This is a genomic window from Pseudomonas sivasensis (assembly GCF_013778505.1).
Classification (GTDB): Bacteria; Pseudomonadota; Gammaproteobacteria; order Pseudomonadales; family Pseudomonadaceae; genus Aquipseudomonas; species Aquipseudomonas sivasensis.
This window is the reverse complement of record NZ_JAAOWU010000005.1, coordinates 288,659-306,108: the sequence shown is the minus strand read 5'-3', so window position 1 is coordinate 306,108 and position 17,450 is coordinate 288,659. Positions and strand designations below refer to the sequence as shown.

16 protein-coding genes are annotated in these 17,450 nt (G+C 58.2%); 7 read left to right on the top strand and 9 right to left on the bottom strand.

The window, feature by feature from the left end; all coding sequences use genetic code 11:
• Positions 1-64: 64 nt before the first annotated feature.
• The 5 genes from hflD to G9Q84_RS12290 form a co-directional block, all read right to left on the bottom strand.
• Positions 65-688 carry a high frequency lysogenization protein HflD gene (gene hflD, locus G9Q84_RS12310; protein ID WP_027606331.1) on the bottom strand — a complete coding sequence of 208 codons (624 nt, stop codon included), beginning with the start codon at positions 686-688 and terminating at the stop codon, positions 65-67.
• A complete protein-coding gene (mnmA, locus tag G9Q84_RS12305) occupies positions 685-1,809 on the bottom strand; it encodes a tRNA 2-thiouridine(34) synthase MnmA (protein WP_032889682.1) in 1,125 nt (374 codons plus the stop codon). Before mnmA ends, hflD begins: the two co-directional genes overlap by 4 nt.
• Positions 1,810-1,868: 59 nt before the next feature.
• Complete coding sequence (locus tag G9Q84_RS12300) at positions 1,869-2,315, bottom strand: NUDIX hydrolase (RefSeq protein ID WP_181643412.1); 447 nt, start codon at positions 2,313-2,315, stop codon at positions 1,869-1,871.
• Positions 2,316-2,375: 60 nt separating this feature from the next.
• Entirely contained in the window at positions 2,376-2,777 is a 402-nt protein-coding gene (locus G9Q84_RS12295; RefSeq protein WP_122756437.1) for a carbohydrate-binding module family 20 domain-containing protein, read from the bottom strand.
• 178 nt (positions 2,778-2,955) lie between these two features.
• Positions 2,956-5,181, bottom strand: coding sequence for an NADP-dependent isocitrate dehydrogenase (locus G9Q84_RS12290; RefSeq protein WP_181643411.1), 2,226 nt, complete (start codon positions 5,179-5,181; stop codon positions 2,956-2,958).
• Positions 5,182-5,675: 494 nt separating this feature from the next.
• Here G9Q84_RS12290 and icd point away from each other — a divergent pair, with 494 nt between their 5' ends.
• Complete coding sequence (icd, locus tag G9Q84_RS12285; RefSeq protein WP_032890041.1) at positions 5,676-6,932, top strand: NADP-dependent isocitrate dehydrogenase; 1,257 nt, start codon at positions 5,676-5,678, stop codon at positions 6,930-6,932.
• Between the two features lie 83 nt (positions 6,933-7,015).
• On the opposite strand, the gene cspD is transcribed toward icd, so the two are convergent.
• Positions 7,016-7,294 (bottom strand): cold shock domain-containing protein CspD, encoded by a 279-nt coding sequence (gene cspD, locus G9Q84_RS12280; protein WP_181643410.1) that lies wholly within the window; start codon positions 7,292-7,294, stop codon positions 7,016-7,018.
• A 226-nt stretch (positions 7,295-7,520) separates the two neighbouring features.
• Between cspD and clpS the strand changes: the two genes are divergently transcribed.
• Both clpS and clpA read left to right on the top strand, forming a co-directional pair.
• Positions 7,521-7,889, top strand: a complete 369-nt coding sequence (clpS, locus tag G9Q84_RS12275; protein WP_010567912.1) for an ATP-dependent Clp protease adapter ClpS — start codon at positions 7,521-7,523, stop codon at positions 7,887-7,889.
• 29 nt (positions 7,890-7,918) lie between these two features.
• Complete coding sequence (clpA, locus tag G9Q84_RS12270; protein ID WP_032889678.1) at positions 7,919-10,189, top strand: ATP-dependent Clp protease ATP-binding subunit ClpA; 2,271 nt, start codon at positions 7,919-7,921, stop codon at positions 10,187-10,189.
• Positions 10,190-10,372: 183 nt separating this feature from the next.
• On the opposite strand, the gene infA is transcribed toward clpA, so the two are convergent.
• From infA to aat, 3 genes are all read right to left on the bottom strand, one after another.
• Positions 10,373-10,591 (bottom strand): translation initiation factor IF-1, encoded by a 219-nt coding sequence (infA, locus tag G9Q84_RS12265; protein ID WP_002553999.1) that lies wholly within the window; start codon positions 10,589-10,591, stop codon positions 10,373-10,375.
• Positions 10,592-10,691: 100 nt separating this feature from the next.
• Positions 10,692-11,399 (bottom strand): arginyltransferase, encoded by a 708-nt coding sequence (locus tag G9Q84_RS12260; RefSeq protein ID WP_032889677.1) that lies wholly within the window; start codon positions 11,397-11,399, stop codon positions 10,692-10,694.
• 56 nt (positions 11,400-11,455) lie between these two features.
• Positions 11,456-12,136, bottom strand: a complete 681-nt coding sequence (aat, locus tag G9Q84_RS12255) for a leucyl/phenylalanyl-tRNA--protein transferase (protein ID WP_032889676.1) — start codon at positions 12,134-12,136, stop codon at positions 11,456-11,458.
• Positions 12,137-12,612: 476 nt separating this feature from the next.
• Here aat and G9Q84_RS12250 point away from each other — a divergent pair, with 476 nt between their 5' ends.
• The 4 genes from G9Q84_RS12250 to crcB are packed head-to-tail and all read left to right on the top strand — an operon-like array spanning position 12,613 to position 17,440.
• Complete coding sequence (locus G9Q84_RS12250) at positions 12,613-15,042, top strand: DNA translocase FtsK (RefSeq protein ID WP_181643409.1); 2,430 nt, start codon at positions 12,613-12,615, stop codon at positions 15,040-15,042.
• 54 nt (positions 15,043-15,096) lie between these two features.
• On the top strand, positions 15,097-15,720 hold the full coding sequence (gene lolA, locus G9Q84_RS12245) for an outer membrane lipoprotein periplasmic chaperone LolA (protein ID WP_032889674.1): 624 nt from the start codon (positions 15,097-15,099) through the stop codon (positions 15,718-15,720).
• Positions 15,721-15,743: 23 nt separating this feature from the next.
• Positions 15,744-17,066 (top strand): replication-associated recombination protein A, encoded by a 1,323-nt coding sequence (locus G9Q84_RS12240; protein WP_032889673.1) that lies wholly within the window; start codon positions 15,744-15,746, stop codon positions 17,064-17,066.
• Positions 17,066-17,440 (top strand): fluoride efflux transporter CrcB, encoded by a 375-nt coding sequence (crcB, locus tag G9Q84_RS12235; protein ID WP_032889672.1) that lies wholly within the window; start codon positions 17,066-17,068, stop codon positions 17,438-17,440. The genes G9Q84_RS12240 and crcB overlap by 1 nt, the downstream gene beginning before the upstream one ends.
• Positions 17,441-17,450 lie beyond the last annotated feature (10 nt).

Genomic DNA, 17,450 nt, shown 5'->3' with positions numbered 1-17,450 from the left:
CGGTCCGTCGCCAACTGACCGGCGTATTACGCGTAACGGCTTGAAAAAAGCCCTTTGCTGCGACTTATTCGTTGCGCATCAACGGGTAAAGCTCTTTGAGCAATTTTCGACGGCTGATCACCAGCTGCCAGCGATGGCCGCCCAACTGGCGCCACAACCGCGCCGAGCGAATACCGGCCAGAAGCAGGGCGCGGATTTTCGAGGCGTTGTTCGGTTGCTGCAGGTTGCGCATGTCGCCGTGAACCTGGATCCGCTGGCGCAAAGTGCTCAAGGTGTCTTGATACAGCGCACCACAGGCGGCGATCACGTTTTCGTGGGCCGGGCCGAAGTGTTCTACCTGAGACTGGATCTGTGGCAGGCGTTTGCCGATGGTTTCCAGCATGTCTTCGCGCTTGGCCAGTTGGCGCTCGAGGCCGAGCATCGACAGGGCGTAGCGCAGCGGCTCGCGCTGCAGGGTGCTGGGGTCGCGCTCCAGGGCGCCGATCAGGGCGCGGTAACCTTCACGCAGTGCGAGGTCGTCGCCGCCGTAGACTTCCAGGGTGTCCTTGGGGTCGCGGATCAGCAGGCTGCCGAGCATGCAAGTCAGGCCGGCTTCGGTGACCTGGCCGGTCTTGGCGATCTTGTCCACGAGCACGGCGGAGAGAAATACCCCGCCGAGTGCCGTCAATTGCTCTTGGGTAGGGCTCATGCCGGGTTGCTCCAGGCTTGCGCGACTTCAATCACGCCGCCGCCCAGGCAAATTTCGCCGTCATAGAACACCACCGACTGGCCAGGAGTGACCGCACGTTGCGGGTCATCAAAGGTGGCGCGGTAGCCTGTCGCCGTTTTTTCCAGGGTGCAGGGCTGGTCGCTTTGGCGATAGCGCACTTTGGCAGTCAGGCGGCGCGGGGTGCTCAGGTCGATCGGGTTGACCCAATAGATCTCCGAGGCCAGCAGCGCGCCCGAGAACAGCAGCGGGTGTTCATTACCCTGGCCGACGATCAGCACGTTGTTTTCCAGGTCCTTGACCAGCACATACCACGGCTCTTCACCGGCGTCTTTCAAACCGCCGATGCCCAGGCCCTGGCGTTGGCCGATGGTGTGGTACATCAGGCCGTGGTGACGGCCGATCACTTCACCTTCGGTGGTCTTGATCTCACCCGGCTGCGCCGGAAGGTATTGCTTAAGGAAGTCGCTGAAGCGGCGCTCGCCGATAAAGCAAATCCCGGTGGAATCCTTTTTCTTCGCGGTAGCCAGGCCGTGTTTCTCGGCGATCCTGCGAACTTCGGGTTTTTCCAGCTCGCCCACCGGGAACAGGGTCTTGGCGATCTGTTCACCGCCAACAGCGTGTAGGAAGTAGCTCTGGTCCTTGTTCGGGTCCAGGCCCTTGAGCAGTTCAGTACGGCCATCGATGTCGCGACGGCGCACGTAGTGGCCAGTGGCAATCAGGTCGGCGCCAAGGATCATGGCGTAGTCGAGGAACGCCTTGAACTTGATTTCGCGGTTGCACAGGATGTCCGGGTTCGGCGTGCGACCGGCCTTGTATTCAGCCAGGAAGTGCTCGAACACATTGTCCCAGTACTCGGCGGCGAAGTTGGCGGTGTGCAGCTTGATACCGATCTTGTCACACACGGCCTGGGCATCTGCCAGGTCGTCCATGGCGGTGCAATATTCCGTTCCATCGTCTTCTTCCCAGTTCTTCATGAACAGGCCTTCCACCTCATAACCCTGCTCCATGAGCAGAACGGCGGAAACGGAAGAATCCACGCCGCCGGACATGCCGACGATGACGCGCTTCTTTTGTGTGTCAGAAGGGGCTGGATCACGCATAGGGTTTCAACGGGTGTCTTGAAAAAGGACGCGATTCTAGCAGGCCTGGGCCCGCAAGGCTAAAGAGAAGGGCGGATCAATTCCAGACTGTGACGCTGGCCGGCCAGATAATCATCGATGCAGTGGATGATCAGCTCGCTGCGCCAGTCCTCGCGCACGGCCATCAGCTCGTCACGGCTCAGCCAGCGGGCGCGCAGGATGCCTTCGTCGAGTTGGTAGTTCGGGTGGTGTTTCAGGGCTTTGGCAATGAAACAGACCCGTTGGTAGGTCACGCCATTGCTGGGTGCGGTGTACAGATAGATGCCTACGATACCGGTAGCTTCCACGTCCCAGCCGGTTTCTTCGAGGGTTTCACGCACGGCTGCTTCGGTGAGGGTTTCATGCGGGTCGAGGTGGCCGGCGGGCTGGTTGAGCACAGCGCGGCCGCCCTTGAGTTCTTCGACCATCAGGAAGCGTCCGTTGTCTTCGACGATGGTGGCGACGGTAATGTGGGGTTGCCAGGTCATAAGCGGGTCTCGAATTCAGGCGGGGCAGCTCCCATGATACGCCTGGCATCAGCAAGCTGCTCAGAACGTGCCGGTGGTCTGAGCCGAGGGAGAGAAAATCAATGTCGTCTCATTGTCCGGGTCGGGTTGCCACTTCTGAACATCCAGAGGGTTATTTTCGTTGCGAATAATACACTTCCACTTCACCTCCTGATTGAGCTCAACATTTGCAAAACTCACCTCGCCTGTCCACGTCGGGTAGTTTGCAGGGCTTAGCAAAAAAGCTTTCGCTGGAACCCATTCCCCGATCTCCGGTCGCGAGCCAACCACGTAAACGCTATATCCGGGTGTCGTGATGCCGTTTTTACAGGTGAAGTTTGCCTGGAGGAAATACTTTATTTTGATGTCTTGACCTGCATCTGACAATGGCGCTAAAGCGAGCAGGAACAGGTATAGCGGCAGTAGTTTGTGGGTGCGAAACATTTGATGGACTCCTGTTCTCGGGTCATTAATCACAAGAGCAGAATGTTCTTTTGGGGGCAGGGCGTAACCTGTCAACATTTACAGTTCGCTAGCATTTTTCGATATAGCTTCAGCTCTGTCAGGGCCTTAAAACAAAAACCCCGGCACATGGCCGGGGCTTCTTTGCATCCTTACAACCTTACTTCAACTTGGCAATCGCCGCATTGAGGGTGTTGCTTGGGCGCATGGCCTTGCTGGTCAGCTCTGGGTTCGGCGCGTAGTAGCCGCCGATGTCCACTGGCTTGCCCTGTACGGCGTTGAGTTCGGCAACAATGGTTGCTTCGTTCTCGGCCAGAGTTTTTGCCAGTTCGCCGAACTGCGCTTGCAGTGCAGTGTCCTTGGTCTGGGCGGCCAGGGCTTGAGCCCAGTACAGCGCCAGGTAGAAGTGGCTGCCGCGGTTGTCGATGTTGCCGACTTTGCGCGATGGCGACTTGTTGTTGTCGAGGAATTGGCCAGTGGCCTGGTCCAGGGTCTTGGACAGTACCAGGGCTTTCGGGTTGTTGTACGTCACACCCAAATGCTCAAGGGAGGCGGCCAGGGCCAGGAATTCGCCCAGGGAGTCCCAGCGCAGGAAGTTTTCTTCCAGCAACTGTTGCACGTGCTTCGGTGCCGAACCGCCGGCGCCGGTTTCGAACAGGCCACCGCCGTTCATCAGCGGCACGATCGACAGCATCTTGGCGCTGGTGCCCAGTTCCATGATCGGGAACAGGTCGGTCAGGTAGTCGCGCAGTACGTTGCCGGTCACCGAGATGGTGTCCAGGCCCTTGCGGGTGCGCTCCAGGGTGAACTTCATCGCGTCGACTGGCGACATGATGCGGATGTCCAGACCTTCGGTGTTGTGGTCTTTCAGATAGGCCTGAACTTTCTCGACCACGACGCCGTCGTGAGCGCGCTTAGGGTCCAGCCAGAAGATGGCAGGGGTGTTGCTGGCGCGCGCGCGGTTGACGGCAAGCTTGACCCAATCCTGGATCGGCGCGTCTTTGGTCTGGCACATGCGGAAGATGTCGCCGGCTTCGACGTTCTGTTCCATCAGCAGGTTGCCCTTGCTGTCGGTGATACGGACTACGCCGTCAGCCTTGATCTGGAAAGTCTTGTCGTGGGAGCCGTACTCTTCGGCTTTCTTCGCCATCAGGCCAACGTTTGGCACGCTGCCCATGGTGGTTGGATCGAACGCGCCATTGGCCTTGCAGTCTTCGATGACGGCTTGGTAGATGGTGGCGTAGCAGCGATCCGGGATCACGGCCTTGGTGTCGTGCAATTGGCCGTCGGTGCCCCACATCTTGCCGGAGTCACGGATCATGGCTGGCATCGAGGCGTCGACGATGACGTCGCTCGGCACGTGCAGGTTGGTGATGCCTTTGTCGGAGTTGACCATCGCCAGGGAAGGGCGAGCGGCGTAGACCGCCTGGATGTCAGCTTCGATCTGCGCTTGCTGCTCGGCCGGAAGAGCCTTGATGCGAGCGTACAGGTCACCGATGCCGTTGTTCAGGTTGAAGCCGATCTGCTCCAGTACCGTGGCGTGCTTGGCCAGGGCATCTTTATAGAACTCGGCAACGATCTGGCCGAACATGATTGGGTCGGAGACCTTCATCATGGTGGCTTTGAGGTGGACCGACAGCAGTACGCCTTGTTTCTTGGCGTCTTCGATTTCAGCGGCGATGAACGAGCGCAGTGCGTTTTTGCTCAGCACGGCGCTGTCGAGGATCTCGCCAGCTTGAGCGGTAGTCTTTTCTTTCAGGACGGTGGTGGTGCCGTCCTTGCCGACCAGCTCAATTTTGACAGCATCAGCGGCTTCGATCTGTACGGCTTTTTCGCTGCCGTAGAAGTCGCCATTGCTCATGTGGGCGATGTGGGACTTGGAGTCCGCAGCCCATGCGCCCATTTTGTGCGGGTGCTTGCGGGCGTAGTTCTTGACCGACAGCGGCGCACGGCGGTCGGAGTTGCCTTCGCGCAGTACCGGGTTCACGGCGCTGCCCTTGACCTTGTCGTAACGTGCGCGGGTTTCTTTTTCCGCGTCGGTGGTTACGGTTTCCGGGTAGTCCGGCAGGGCGTAGCCCTGGGCCTGCAGTTCCTTGATCGCCGCTTGCAGCTGCGGGGTCGAGGCGCTGATGTTAGGCAGCTTGATGATGTTGGCTTCAGGGGTAACGGCCAGGTCGCCCAGTTCGGCGAGGTGGTCCGGTATGGCCTTGTTGCCCAGTTGCTCGGGGAAGCTTGCGAGGATGCGCCCGGCGAGAGAAATATCGCGGGTTTCCACGGCAATATCAGCGGAAGCGGTGAAGGCCTCTACGATAGGCAGCAGTGAATAGGTGGCGAGGGCAGGGGCTTCGTCGGTGAAGGTGTAGATGATCTTCGAGCGGGTGGGCATATTCGGATTAACTCTCTTCTTTGCTGAAAGCGTGCGCAGAAACTCGAGATGCGCCGGGTGGAGCGCGTTCGTTCAAAGTCATCCATGAGCGAAATGTCGAGGTTTCTTCGCGGTGATGTTGGGTTGCATCAGTCGAGCGTCAAGCGGGTGGACTATTGTAATAGTCCGGCTTTGTAGCTGAAGGCACCTATTCTAGAGCGGTCAGCCGTCGTGACTCTTGGGTCAGCGGCGGCATTATACATAGGTCGCTATGCTTACGCCGAGCCTTCATACAAAAGGTGTGTCGTCCATTGGTCTAAAGGTCGCAGGTGCCGGGGTACGCCTAAAGTCGCATGATGTGCTCAAGATTGGCGCTTTTCCCTTTGCTTTCAGGCTTGTAGGCGACAAATTATGCTGTTTTCGATGCAAATGAACATGGCGTGAGGTTTCGGTCGTCATTTATCTGGAGTAGGCTCGAACGCAGCCAGATGTTTAATCCATAGATGGAGTTCAGCATGGGATACAAGAAGATTCAGGTTCCGGCAGTCGGCGACAAAATCACCGTCAATGCAGACCATTCTCTCAATGTTCCTGACCAACCGATCATCCCTTATATCGAAGGTGACGGTATTGGCGTCGACATCAGCCCGGTGATGATCAAAGTGGTCGACGCAGCTGTTGAAAAGGCATACGGCGGCAAGCGCAAGATCTCGTGGATGGAGGTGTACGCCGGCGAAAAGGCGACTCAGGTCTACGATCAGGATACCTGGCTGCCCCAGGAAACCCTGGATGCCGTCAAGGATTACGTGGTGTCCATCAAGGGTCCGCTGACCACGCCGGTCGGTGGTGGTATTCGATCGCTGAACGTGGCTCTGCGTCAGCAGCTCGACCTTTATGTGTGCCTGCGCCCAGTGCGTTGGTTCGAAGGTGTGCCGAGTCCGGTCAAGAAGCCCGGCGACGTGGACATGACCATCTTTCGCGAAAACTCCGAAGACATTTACGCCGGGATCGAGTGGAAGGCTGGCTCGCCGGAAGCTATTAAAGTGATCAAGTTCCTCAAGGAGGAAATGGGCGTTACCAAGATCCGCTTCGACCAGGATTGCGGGATTGGCATCAAGCCGGTGTCCAAAGAGGGCACTAAGCGCTTGGCGCGCAAGGCCTTGCAATATGTGGTGGATAACGACCGCGAATCGCTGACCATCGTGCACAAAGGCAACATCATGAAGTTCACCGAAGGGGCCTTCAAGGAATGGGCCTATGAAGTGGCGGCCGAAGAGTTCGGCGCGACCCTGCTCGATGGTGGGCCGTGGATGCAGTTCAAGAACCCGCGCACCGGCAGGAATGTGGTGGTCAAGGATGCAATCGCCGACGCCATGCTCCAGCAGATCCTGCTGCGTCCGGCTGAATATGACGTGATTGCAACCCTTAACCTCAATGGTGACTACCTGTCCGACGCGTTGGCGGCGGAAGTGGGTGGTATCGGCATTGCGCCGGGTGCCAACCTGTCTGACACCGTGGCAATGTTCGAGGCGACTCACGGGACGGCGCCCAAGTATGCGGGCAAGGATCAGGTCAATCCGGGGTCTTTGATCCTTTCAGCGGAAATGATGCTGCGTCATATGGGTTGGATTGAAGCTGCCGATCTGATCATCAAGGGCACCAATGGCGCCATTTCGGCCAAGACCGTGACCTATGATTTCGAGCGCCTGATGGAGGGCGCCACGCTGGTGTCGTCGTCGGGCTTCGGTGATGCGCTGATCTCGCATATGTAACGTCTCACGCGACAAAAAACGGCCATCCCAACTTGAGTGGGATGGCCGTTTTTCTTGCCGCAGACTGCATGCTCGGCGGCGGTTCAGGCCGGTTGCTTCTTCTCTTTATGAGCGTGTTTCTCCGTGGTCTTTTCCGATGCTTGCGCGCTCACTGCGCCGATGTTCACGGCATGCAGTCCCTTGGGGCCTTGAATGATTTCAAAACTCACGGGCTGGCCCGCTTTCAGCGTTCTATAACCATCCATTTGGATTGCTGAATAGTGCGCAAAAAGGTCCTCGTTTTTCCCTTCCTCATTAACAAAGCCATATCCTTTGGCGTTGTTGAACCACTTGACCTTGCCATTGATCTTGACGCCGGACATACCCATTTCCCTCTGCACCAGACTCCATCACTGGAGTATCATCCAGTTTATCCGTCCTAACCCGAATAAATTAAGGTTGACTGCGCGGACCTTTTTTACCCACTGTGGGTTCTATTGGTTGTAACACCGATTCGCCGATAGTCAAGGCGACCGGCCAGTTGAGAGTTGAAATTCTGACAGGTCGCCCCCACCACTGTATTTGAACCACTGACGAACCTTTCTTTCCATGCATGCAATCAGCCAGATTCGACTAACATTCAATCAGGATCGACCGGATCACGAACACGATGACGACGGTTCTGCAGGCATTGCTGTTCAGGAGGCCAAGCCTGCTCTACAGGCGCCGCCGATGTACAAGGTGGTTTTGTTCAATGATGACTACACACCGATGGATTTCGTGGTCGAAGTGCTCGAGGTGTTTTTTAACCTGAACCGAGAGTTGGCGACCAAGGTAATGCTGGCCGTTCACACAGAAGGACGGGCAGTATGTGGAGTGTTTACCCGTGACATCGCCGAGACAAAGGCCATGCAGGTCAACCAGTACGCCAGGGAAAGCCAGCATCCGCTACTCTGTGAAATCGAGAAGGACGGTTAACGCCGACCACTTGGGTATGAGGTGAAGCTATGTTAAACCGCGAGCTCGAAGTCACCCTCAATCTTGCCTTCAAGGAGGCTCGTTCGAAGCGTCATGAATTCATGACAGTCGAACACCTTTTGCTGGCACTTTTGGATAACGAAGCTGCTGCCACCGTTCTGCGTGCGTGCGGCGCCAACCTCGACAAACTCAAGCATGACCTGCAGGAGTTTATCGACTCCACCACGCCACTGATCCCCGTGCATGACGAGGACCGCGAGACCCAGCCAACCCTGGGCTTCCAGCGGGTATTGCAGCGTGCTGTTTTCCACGTACAGAGCTCCGGTAAGCGTGAAGTCACAGGCGCCAACGTGCTTGTGGCGATCTTCAGCGAACAGGAAAGCCAGGCAGTGTTCCTGCTCAAGCAGCAGAGCGTTGCCCGTATTGATGTCGTCAACTATATCGCCCACGGTATCTCCAAGGTGCCTGGGCACGGCGATCATTCCGAGGGTGAGCAGGATATGCAGGACGACGAGGGCGGTGAGTCTTCTTCTTCAAGCAACCCGCTGGATGCCTATGCCAGCAATCTCAACGAACTGGCGCGCCAGGGTCGGATCGATCCGCTGGTGGGGCGTGAGCTTGAGGTTGAGCGTGTAGCGCAAATCCTCGCGCGTCGCCGCAAGAACAATCCGTTGCTGGTGGGTGAGGCGGGCGTGGGTAAAACCGCAATCGCCGAAGGCTTGGCCAAGCGTATCGTGGATAACCAGGTGCCTGACCTGCTGGCCAACAGCGTCGTCTACTCCCTTGATCTGGGCGCGTTGCTCGCCGGGACCAAGTACCGGGGCGATTTCGAGAAGCGCTTCAAGGCGTTGCTCGGCGAGTTGAAAAAACGCCCGCAGGCGATCCTGTTCATCGACGAAATCCACACCATCATTGGTGCTGGCGCGGCGTCTGGCGGGGTGATGGATGCGTCCAATCTGCTCAAGCCGTTGCTGTCGTCGGGTGATATCCGCTGCATTGGTTCGACCACCTTCCAGGAATTCCGTGGCATCTTCGAGAAAGACCGTGCGCTGGCGCGTCGCTTCCAGAAGGTCGACGTGTCCGAGCCTTCGGTTGAAGACACCATCAGCATCCTGCGCGGGCTCAAGGGGCGTTTTGAAGCGCACCATGGCATCGAGTACACCGATGAGGCGCTGCGTGCAGCTGCAGAGCTGGCGTCGCGTTACATCAATGATCGGCATATGCCGGATAAAGCCATCGACGTGATCGACGAGGCGGGGGCTTATCAGCGCCTGCAACCGATCGAGAAACGTGTGAAACGCATCGACGTGCCTCAGGTCGAGGACATCGTGGCGAAGATTGCGCGAATTCCACCAAAGCACGTCAACAGCTCCGACAAAGAGCTGCTGCGTAACTTGGAGCGCGATCTCAAGCTCACTGTGTTCGGCCAGGATGCAGCCATCGACGCGCTGTCCACTGCGATCAAATTGTCGCGTGCGGGCCTCAAGTCGCCGGACAAACCGGTCGGCTCGTTCCTGTTTGCTGGCCCGACCGGTGTCGGCAAAACCGAAGCGGCGCGGCAGTTGGCCAAGGCCATGGGGATCGAGCTTGTGCGGTTCGACATGTCTGAGTACATGGAGCGTCATACCGTGTCGCGCTTGATCGGTGCGCCTCCTGGGTATGTAGGCTTTGATCAGGGCGGTTTGTTGACCGAAGCGATCACTAAGCAGCCCCATTGCGTATTGCTGCTCGATGAAATCGAGAAGGCTCACCCGGAAGTCTTCAACCTGCTGCTGCAGGTCATGGATCACGGGACCCTGACCGACAACAACGGACGCAAGGCGGACTTCCGCAACGTGATCGTAATCATGACCACCAACGCCGGTGCCGAAACAGCCGCGCGGGCTTCGATCGGCTTTACCCATCAGGACCACTCCTCTGATGCGATGGAAGTGATCAAAAAGAGCTTCACGCCGGAGTTCCGCAACCGTCTGGACACCATTATCCAGTTTGGTCGCCTCAGCCACGAGGTTATCAAGAGTGTGGTGGACAAGTTCCTCACCGAGCTTCAAGCGCAGTTGGAAGACAAGCGCGTGCAGCTGGATGTCACGGAGGCGGCGCGCAGTTGGATCGCCGAGGGTGGCTACGATGCCGCAATGGGCGCCCGCCCAATGGCGCGTCTGATCCAGGACAAGATCAAGCGGCCATTGGCCGAAGAGATCCTGTTCGGCGAACTCTCCGACCATGGTGGCGTGGTGCATATCGACCTGAAGGATGGCGAGCTGACCTTCGAGTTCGAAACCACGGCTGAAATGGCCTGATCGTTCTGCAGTAACGCAAAAGGCGCCGAAAGGCGCCTTTTTGCTGTCTTGAAATGCAGTTCTCAGAACAATGAAGATCCGGTGTGGGAGGGGGCAAGTCGCCTCCCACAGGAATCATCGGTGTTTGAGAATCCCATGCACACAAAAACGCCCGGCATAACCGGGCGTTTTGTATTGACTTGCTTAGCGAGCGCGGTAAGTGATGCGCCCTTTGCTCAAGTCATAGGGCGTCAGCTCGACGCGCACTTTGTCACCGGTAAGAATACGAATGTAGTTCTTGCGCATCTTGCCGGAGATATGCGCGGTTACGACGTGCCCATTTTCCAACTCCACACGAAACATGGTGTTGGGCAGGGTGTCGACGACAGTGCCTTCCATTTCGAAGCTGTCTTCTTTCGACATGCAGTAAAGCCCTCGGTATCCAGTGAATGGCCCGGTGCAACTGCGCCAGGCAAAAGCGGCGTGCATTGTGCCCGAAAAAGGGTGTTTAAGCCAAGGGGTTCTAGTTAAGCGTGACCCATCTTTGATTAATTAGCAGTTCTATGGGGCGATATTGGGTCTTGTAGCTCATCTTTTTGCAGTTCTTGATCCAGTATCCGAGGTAGACGGCCTCCAGCTCCAGGCGCAGTGCTTCGCCGATTTGCCAGAGGATTGCAAAGCGCCCGAGGCTGCGGCGCTCTTCGGCAGGTTCATAGAACGTGTATACCGCCGACAGGCCATTAGGCAGCAAGTCGGTCACGGCGACGGCCAGCAGGCGACCGTCCGCTCGAAACTCATAGAAGCGTGAAAAGGGTAGGTCACGCACTAGAAACGTGGAGAACTGGTCGCGGCTCGGGGGGAACATATCGCCGTCGGCGTGGCGTTGCTCAATATAGCGCTGGTAAAGGTCGAAATATTCTTCGGTAAATCGAGGCTTGCACGATGTCACCGTCAGGTCGGCGTTGCGCTTGAGGATGCGCTTCTGGTTACGATCCGGCAGAAATTGCGCCACGGGCAGGCGTGCCGGTACGCAGGCATTGCAGTTCTGACAATGGGGTCGGTAAAGGTGGTCGCCACTGCGTCGAAAGCCCATTTCCGAAAGATCGGCATACACGTGCACGTCCATCGGTTGGCTGGGGTCGAGGAACAACGTGGTGGCCTGCTCGTCTGGCAGATAGCTGCAAGAGTGGGCTTGAGTGGCATAAAACTTCAAACGCGCCAACTCGGTCATGATCAACCCTCGGGATAAGCTTTGAAATAAGTGTAAGCCAGGTGCGCGGATGTCGCCTAAGAAACCCATGGTCCGGTGTTGGGCTGGTCCAAGTGGTCGCGTAGAAAACCGGCGAACTCAGTGCGAGGAATGGCGCGGGCACCCAAGCTGTGCAAGTGATCGTTGGGCATCTGGCAGTCGATCAGCACAAAGCCCCAGGCCTGTAATTGTCGTGTCAGTGTGGCGAAGCCGAATTTTGAGGCATTGTCGGCGCGGCTGAACATGGATTCGCCAAAAAACAGTTGGCCCATCGCTAGGCCATACAGGCCTCCCACCAGCACCCCTTCGTCCCATACTTCTACCGAGTGTGCATGGCCGCGTTTGTGCAACTCCAGGTAGGCGCTCTGAATGCCTTCGGTGATCCAGGTGCCATCGGCATAGGCGCGCGGTGCGGCGCAGGCTTGGATGACTGCTGCGAAGTCCTGGTCGAATGTCACGCTGTAGCGCTGCTGGCGTAACAGCTTGCTCAGGCTGCGGGATACGTGCAGCTCGTCAGGGAAGATCACCGTGCGCGGGTCCGGAGACCACCAGAGGATCGGTTGACCCTCCGAGAACCATGGGAAGCAGCCATGGCGGTAGGCTTGGACCAGTCGCTCGGCCGACAGGTCGCCGCCGGCGGCGAGCAGGCCATTGGGTTCGCGCATAGCTTTGGCCAGCGGTGGGAAGGTCAGGGTATTGCGTTGTAACCAGGTCAGCATGGCATCCAGGCTTATGGAAGGGGAGGGGAGTGGCAGGTATGACACCCGCCTCGGCAGTGCTGATTATTGTCGACGCAGCGCCATCGGGCCAGCTTGAATCAGCCATTGATGCGTATTAGCGTGAGCGGGTGTTTCTGCAACTCTATGCCGGGGGTGTGGTCGTATTCGGGGCCGGCCCATGCAGGCCATTTGCCAAGCTTGTCTGGATTAGTAAAAACAGTTCATAAGCCTTTGTCAGCAAAGACAATGCATGCTCAAATTGAACATGTCGTGACACACAATTGGCTATGCTGCCTGAAGAAAGCCAAGTGGCGTGGCATCGGGGGTACAAACCCGTACAATGCGGCCATTGTGGCGTTATCGTCCTTTCATTCAGCAATTGCCCAGTGTTAAACGTACATTCAACGACGATCGTTTATTTTTCAACTGCTCGGATTGGGCAGTATTTGCAGTCATTCAACAGATGGACGCGCTAAATGCGCAGGAAAAGACCCGTTTTGAAGAAATCCGCCGCAACACCTAAAGCAGCAGTCGTGCCGGCTTGGCGCCAGCACCTGCATTATCGACTCAAGGAAGGCGCGCTGATCGCTATCGGCGCGCTGTGCTTGTTCCTGATGATGGCCTTGCTCACCTACGGCAAGGACGATCCGGGCTGGAGCCACAACAGCAAGATAGACGATGTGCAAAACTTCGGCGGTCCGGTGGGTTCCTACAGCGCCGACATCCTCTTCATGGTGCTGGGTTACTTTGCTTACATCTTCCCGCTGCTGCTGGCGATCAAGACCTGGCAGATCTTCCGTCAGCGTCACGAGCCGTGGCAGTGGAGCGGCTGGCTGTTCTCCTGGCGCCTGATCGGTCTGGTGTTCCTGGTGCTCTCCGGCGCGGCGCTGGCCCATATTCATTTCCATGCGCCCACCGGTTTGCCGGCGGGCGCGGGCGGGGCCTTGGGCGAAAGCCTCGGCGACCTGGCGCGCAAGACCCTGAATATCCAGGGCAGCACTCTGATGTTTATTGCGCTTTTCCTGTTCGGCCTCACGGTGTTCACCGACCTCTCGTGGTTCAAGGTGATGGACGTGACAGGCAAGATCACCCTCGACCTGCTCGAATTATTCCAGGGCGCAGCCAACCGTTGGTGGTCCGCTCGTGTTGACCGCAAACGCATGGTGGCTCAGTTGCGTGAGGTGGATACCCGCGTCAACGAAGTCGTAGCCCCAAGCACACCGGATCGCCGCGAACAGGCCAAGGTCAAGGAGCGCCTGATCGAGCGCGAACAGGCCCTGAGCAAGCACATGTCCGACCGCGAGAAGCAGGTGCCGCCTGTGATTGCACCTGCGCCGCCCAAGGCCCCCGAGCCAAGCCATCGCGTGCAGAAAGAGAAACAGGCGCCGTTGTTTGTCGATAGCGCTGTCGAAGGCACCTTGCCGCCGATCTCGATTCTCGACCCGGCTGAAAAGAAACAGCTCAACTATTCCCCCGAATCACTGGCGGCTGTCGGCCACTTGCTGGAAATCAAGCTCAAGGAATTCGGCGTCGAAGTGTCGGTGGACTCGATCCACCCTGGCCCGGTGATTACCCGTTACGAAATTCAGCCGGCCGCTGGTGTGAAAGTCAGCCGCATCTCCAACTTGGCCAAAGACTTGGCCCGCTCCCTGGCCGTGACCAGCGTGCGTGTGGTGGAAGTGATCCCCGGCAAAACCACCGTGGGTATCGAGATTCCCAACGAAGACCGCCAGATCGTGCGCTTCTCCGAAGTACTGTCGACGCCGGAATACGACAACTTCAAATCGCCGGTCACCCTGGCGCTGGGCCATGACATCGGCGGTAAGCCGGTTATCACTGACCTGGCGAAAATGCCTCACCTGCTGGTCGCCGGTACCACCGGTTCCGGTAAGTCGGTGGGCGTGAACGCGATGATCCTATCGATCCTGTTCAAGTCCGGCCCGGAAGACGCCAAGCTGATCATGATCGACCCGAAGATGCTTGAACTGTCGATCTACGAAGGCATTCCACATCTGCTGTGCCCAGTGGTAACCGACATGAAGGACGCCGCCAACGCCCTGCGCTGGAGCGTTGCCGAGATGGAGCGCCGCTACAAGCTGATGGCGAAGATGGGTGTACGTAACCTGTCGGGCTTCAACGCCAAGGTCAAGGAAGCCCAGGACGCCGGCACACCGCTGACCGACCCGCTGTACAAACGCGAAAGTATTCACGACGAAGCGCCACTGTTGAGCAAGCTGCCGACCATCGTGGTGGTGGTCGACGAGTTCGCCGACATGATGATGATCGTCGGCAAGAAGGTTGAAGAGCTGATCGCGCGTATCGCCCAGAAAGCGCGGGCAGCAGGTATTCACTTGATCCTCGCCACCCAGCGTCCGTCGGTGGACGTGATCACCGGTCTGATCAAGGCCAACATCCCGACGCGCATGGCGTTCCAGGTATCGAGCAAGATCGACTCGCGGACCATCATCGACCAGGGTGGCGCCGAGCAACTGTTGGGTCACGGCGACATGCTCTACATGCCACCGGGCACCAGCCTGCCGATTCGCGTACACGGCGCCTTTGTTTCCGATGATGAAGTGCACCGCGTGGTGGAAGCCTGGAAGCTGCGCGGCGCACCCGAATACAACGACGACATCCTCGCCGGCGTCGAAGAAGCTGGCAGCGGTTTCGACGGTGGCAGCAGCGGTGGCGACGACGATGCCGAGACCGACGCCCTTTACGACGAAGCCGTGGCGTTTGTGCTGGAAAGCCGTCGCGCGTCGATTTCTGCAGTTCAGCGCAAGCTGAAAATCGGCTACAACCGCGCCGCCCGCATGATCGAAGCGATGGAAAACGCCGGTGTCGTCACCGCAATGAACACCAACGGCTCGCGTGAAGTCATTGCCCCTGGGCAGATGCGCGACTGATCCCGCGCCGCGTGGCAGCACGCGGCGCGCCCTTACGACTCAATGAGGACTCCCATGCGCTTTATCCGCATGCTGTTGTTGCCGGCACTGGCCCTGACCGCTGTTTCGGCTCACGCTGACCCGGCCTCTGTCGCCAGCCTGACCAACCTGCTGGACAAATCCAAGACCCTGACGGCGCGCTTCTCCCAACTGACCCTGGATGCCGGCGGTACCCGTTTGCAGGAAACGGCAGGCGAAATGGCTGTGCAGCGTCCGGGGCTGTTCTACTGGCACACCGAAGGGAAGGCTGAGCAGACCATCGTTTCCGACGGCCAGAAGGTCACGTTGTGGGACCCGGATCTGGAACAGGCGACTATCAAGAAGCTCGACCCGCGCCTGAATCAGACGCCTGCGCTGTTGCTGTCGGGTGATGTGTCGAAGATTAACGACAGCTTCGACATCACCTCCAAGCAAACCAGCAACGTGATCGAATTCACCCTCAAGCCGAAGTCCAAGGACACGCTGTTTGACAGCCTGCACCTGTCTTTCGGTAACGGCGTGATCAATAACATGCGCCTGATCGACAGCGTCGGCCAACGCACCGATATCCTGTTCTCCGGGGTCAAGGCCAACGAGCCGGTGCCTGCTTCCAAGTTCAAGTTCGACATCCCTAAGGGTGCCGACGTGATCCAGGAATAAACCAGAGGTTTCAAACGCTGCCCATGGATCTGTTTCGAAGTGACCCGATTGCCCAACCCCTGGCCGCGCGTTTGCGTTCGACCAACCTGGATGAGTACGTCGGTCAGGAACACCTGCTCGCTCGCGGCAAGCCTTTGCGCGAAGCCCTGGAGCAGGGCGCGCTGCATTCGATGATTTTCTGGGGCCCGCCGGGGGTGGGTAAAACCACTCTGGCGCGGCTGCTGGCGAAAGTCTCGGATGCGCACTTCGAAACGGTTTCCGCGGTGCTGGCTGGGGTCAAGGAAATCCGCCAGGCGGTGGAAGTGGCCAAGCAGCAGGCTGGGCAATACGGTAAGCGCACCATCCTGTTTGTCGACGAAGTGCATCGCTTCAACAAGTCGCAGCAGGATGCGTTCCTGCCTTATGTCGAAGATGGCACGCTGATCTTTATCGGCGCCACTACCGAAAACCCGTCCTTCGAATTGAATAACGCCTTGCTGTCGCGGGCGCGAGTGTATGTGCTCAAGAGCCTCGATGAAGCGGCGATGCAAAAGCTGCTGCACCGCGCGTTGAGTGAAGACAAGGGCCTGGGCAAGCGCCAACTGAGTGTCAGCGAAGAAGGCTTCAAGATCCTGCTCACCGCTGCCGATGGCGACGGTCGCCGTTTTCTCAACCTGCTGGAGAATGCGTCGGACCTGGCCGAGGATGGCAGCGAGATTGGCGTCGATCTGTTGCAAAGCCTGCTCGGCGACACTCGTCGTCGGTTCGACAAGGGCGGCGAAGCGTTCTACGACCAGATTTCGGCGCTGCACAAATCTGTGCGTGGCTCCAACCCTGACGGCGCGCTGTATTGGTTCGCGCGGATGATCGACGGCGGCTGCGACCCCTTGTACCTGGCGCGCCGCGTGGTACGCATGGCCAGCGAAGACATCGGCAACGCTGACCCGCGCGCCTTGAGCCTGTGCCTGGCGGCGTGGGACGTGCAGGAGCGGCTCGGCAGCCCGGAAGGTGAGTTGGCGGTGGCCCAGGCCATCACTTACTTGGCCTGCGCGCCGAAAAGCAACGCGGTGTACATGGGCTTCAAGGCGGCGCTACGTGCTGCCGCCGAGCACGGCTCCCTTGAAGTGCCGCTGCACCTGCGCAATGCGCCGACCAAGTTGATGAAACAATTGGGCTACGGCGATGAATACCGCTATGCCCACGATGAGCCGGACGCCTATGCCGCCGGCGAAGACTACTTCCCAGATGAGCTTGAGCCATTGCCGCTCTACCAGCCGGTGCCCCGTGGCCTGGAGCTGAAAATCGGTGAAAAACTCAATCACCTGGCCCAACTCGATCGCCTCAGCCCCAAACAGCGGAGAAAGTAGTGCTCAAGACGATTCTTGCCGTGTCCGCAGCCGGCATCGCTGGTACATTATTGCGTTTCGCCACCGGTACTTGGGTGAGCGCCAACTGGCCTAAGCATTTTTATGCCGCAACCCTTGCGGTCAACCTTGTTGGCTGCTTGATCATTGGGTTGCTGTACGGCTGGTTCCTGTTGCGCCCGGAAATACCGATTGAAATTCGTGCCGGCTTGATTGTCGGCTTTGTAGGCGGTCTGACGACCTTTTCATCCTTTTCACTGGATACGCTGCGCTTGCTGGAAAGCGGGCAGGCCCTGGTCGCCTTTGGGTACCTGGGCATCAGCGTGTTCGGCGGGCTGCTCGCCACCTGGGCTGGCCTGTCCTTGACCAAACTTTGATAAACGAGAG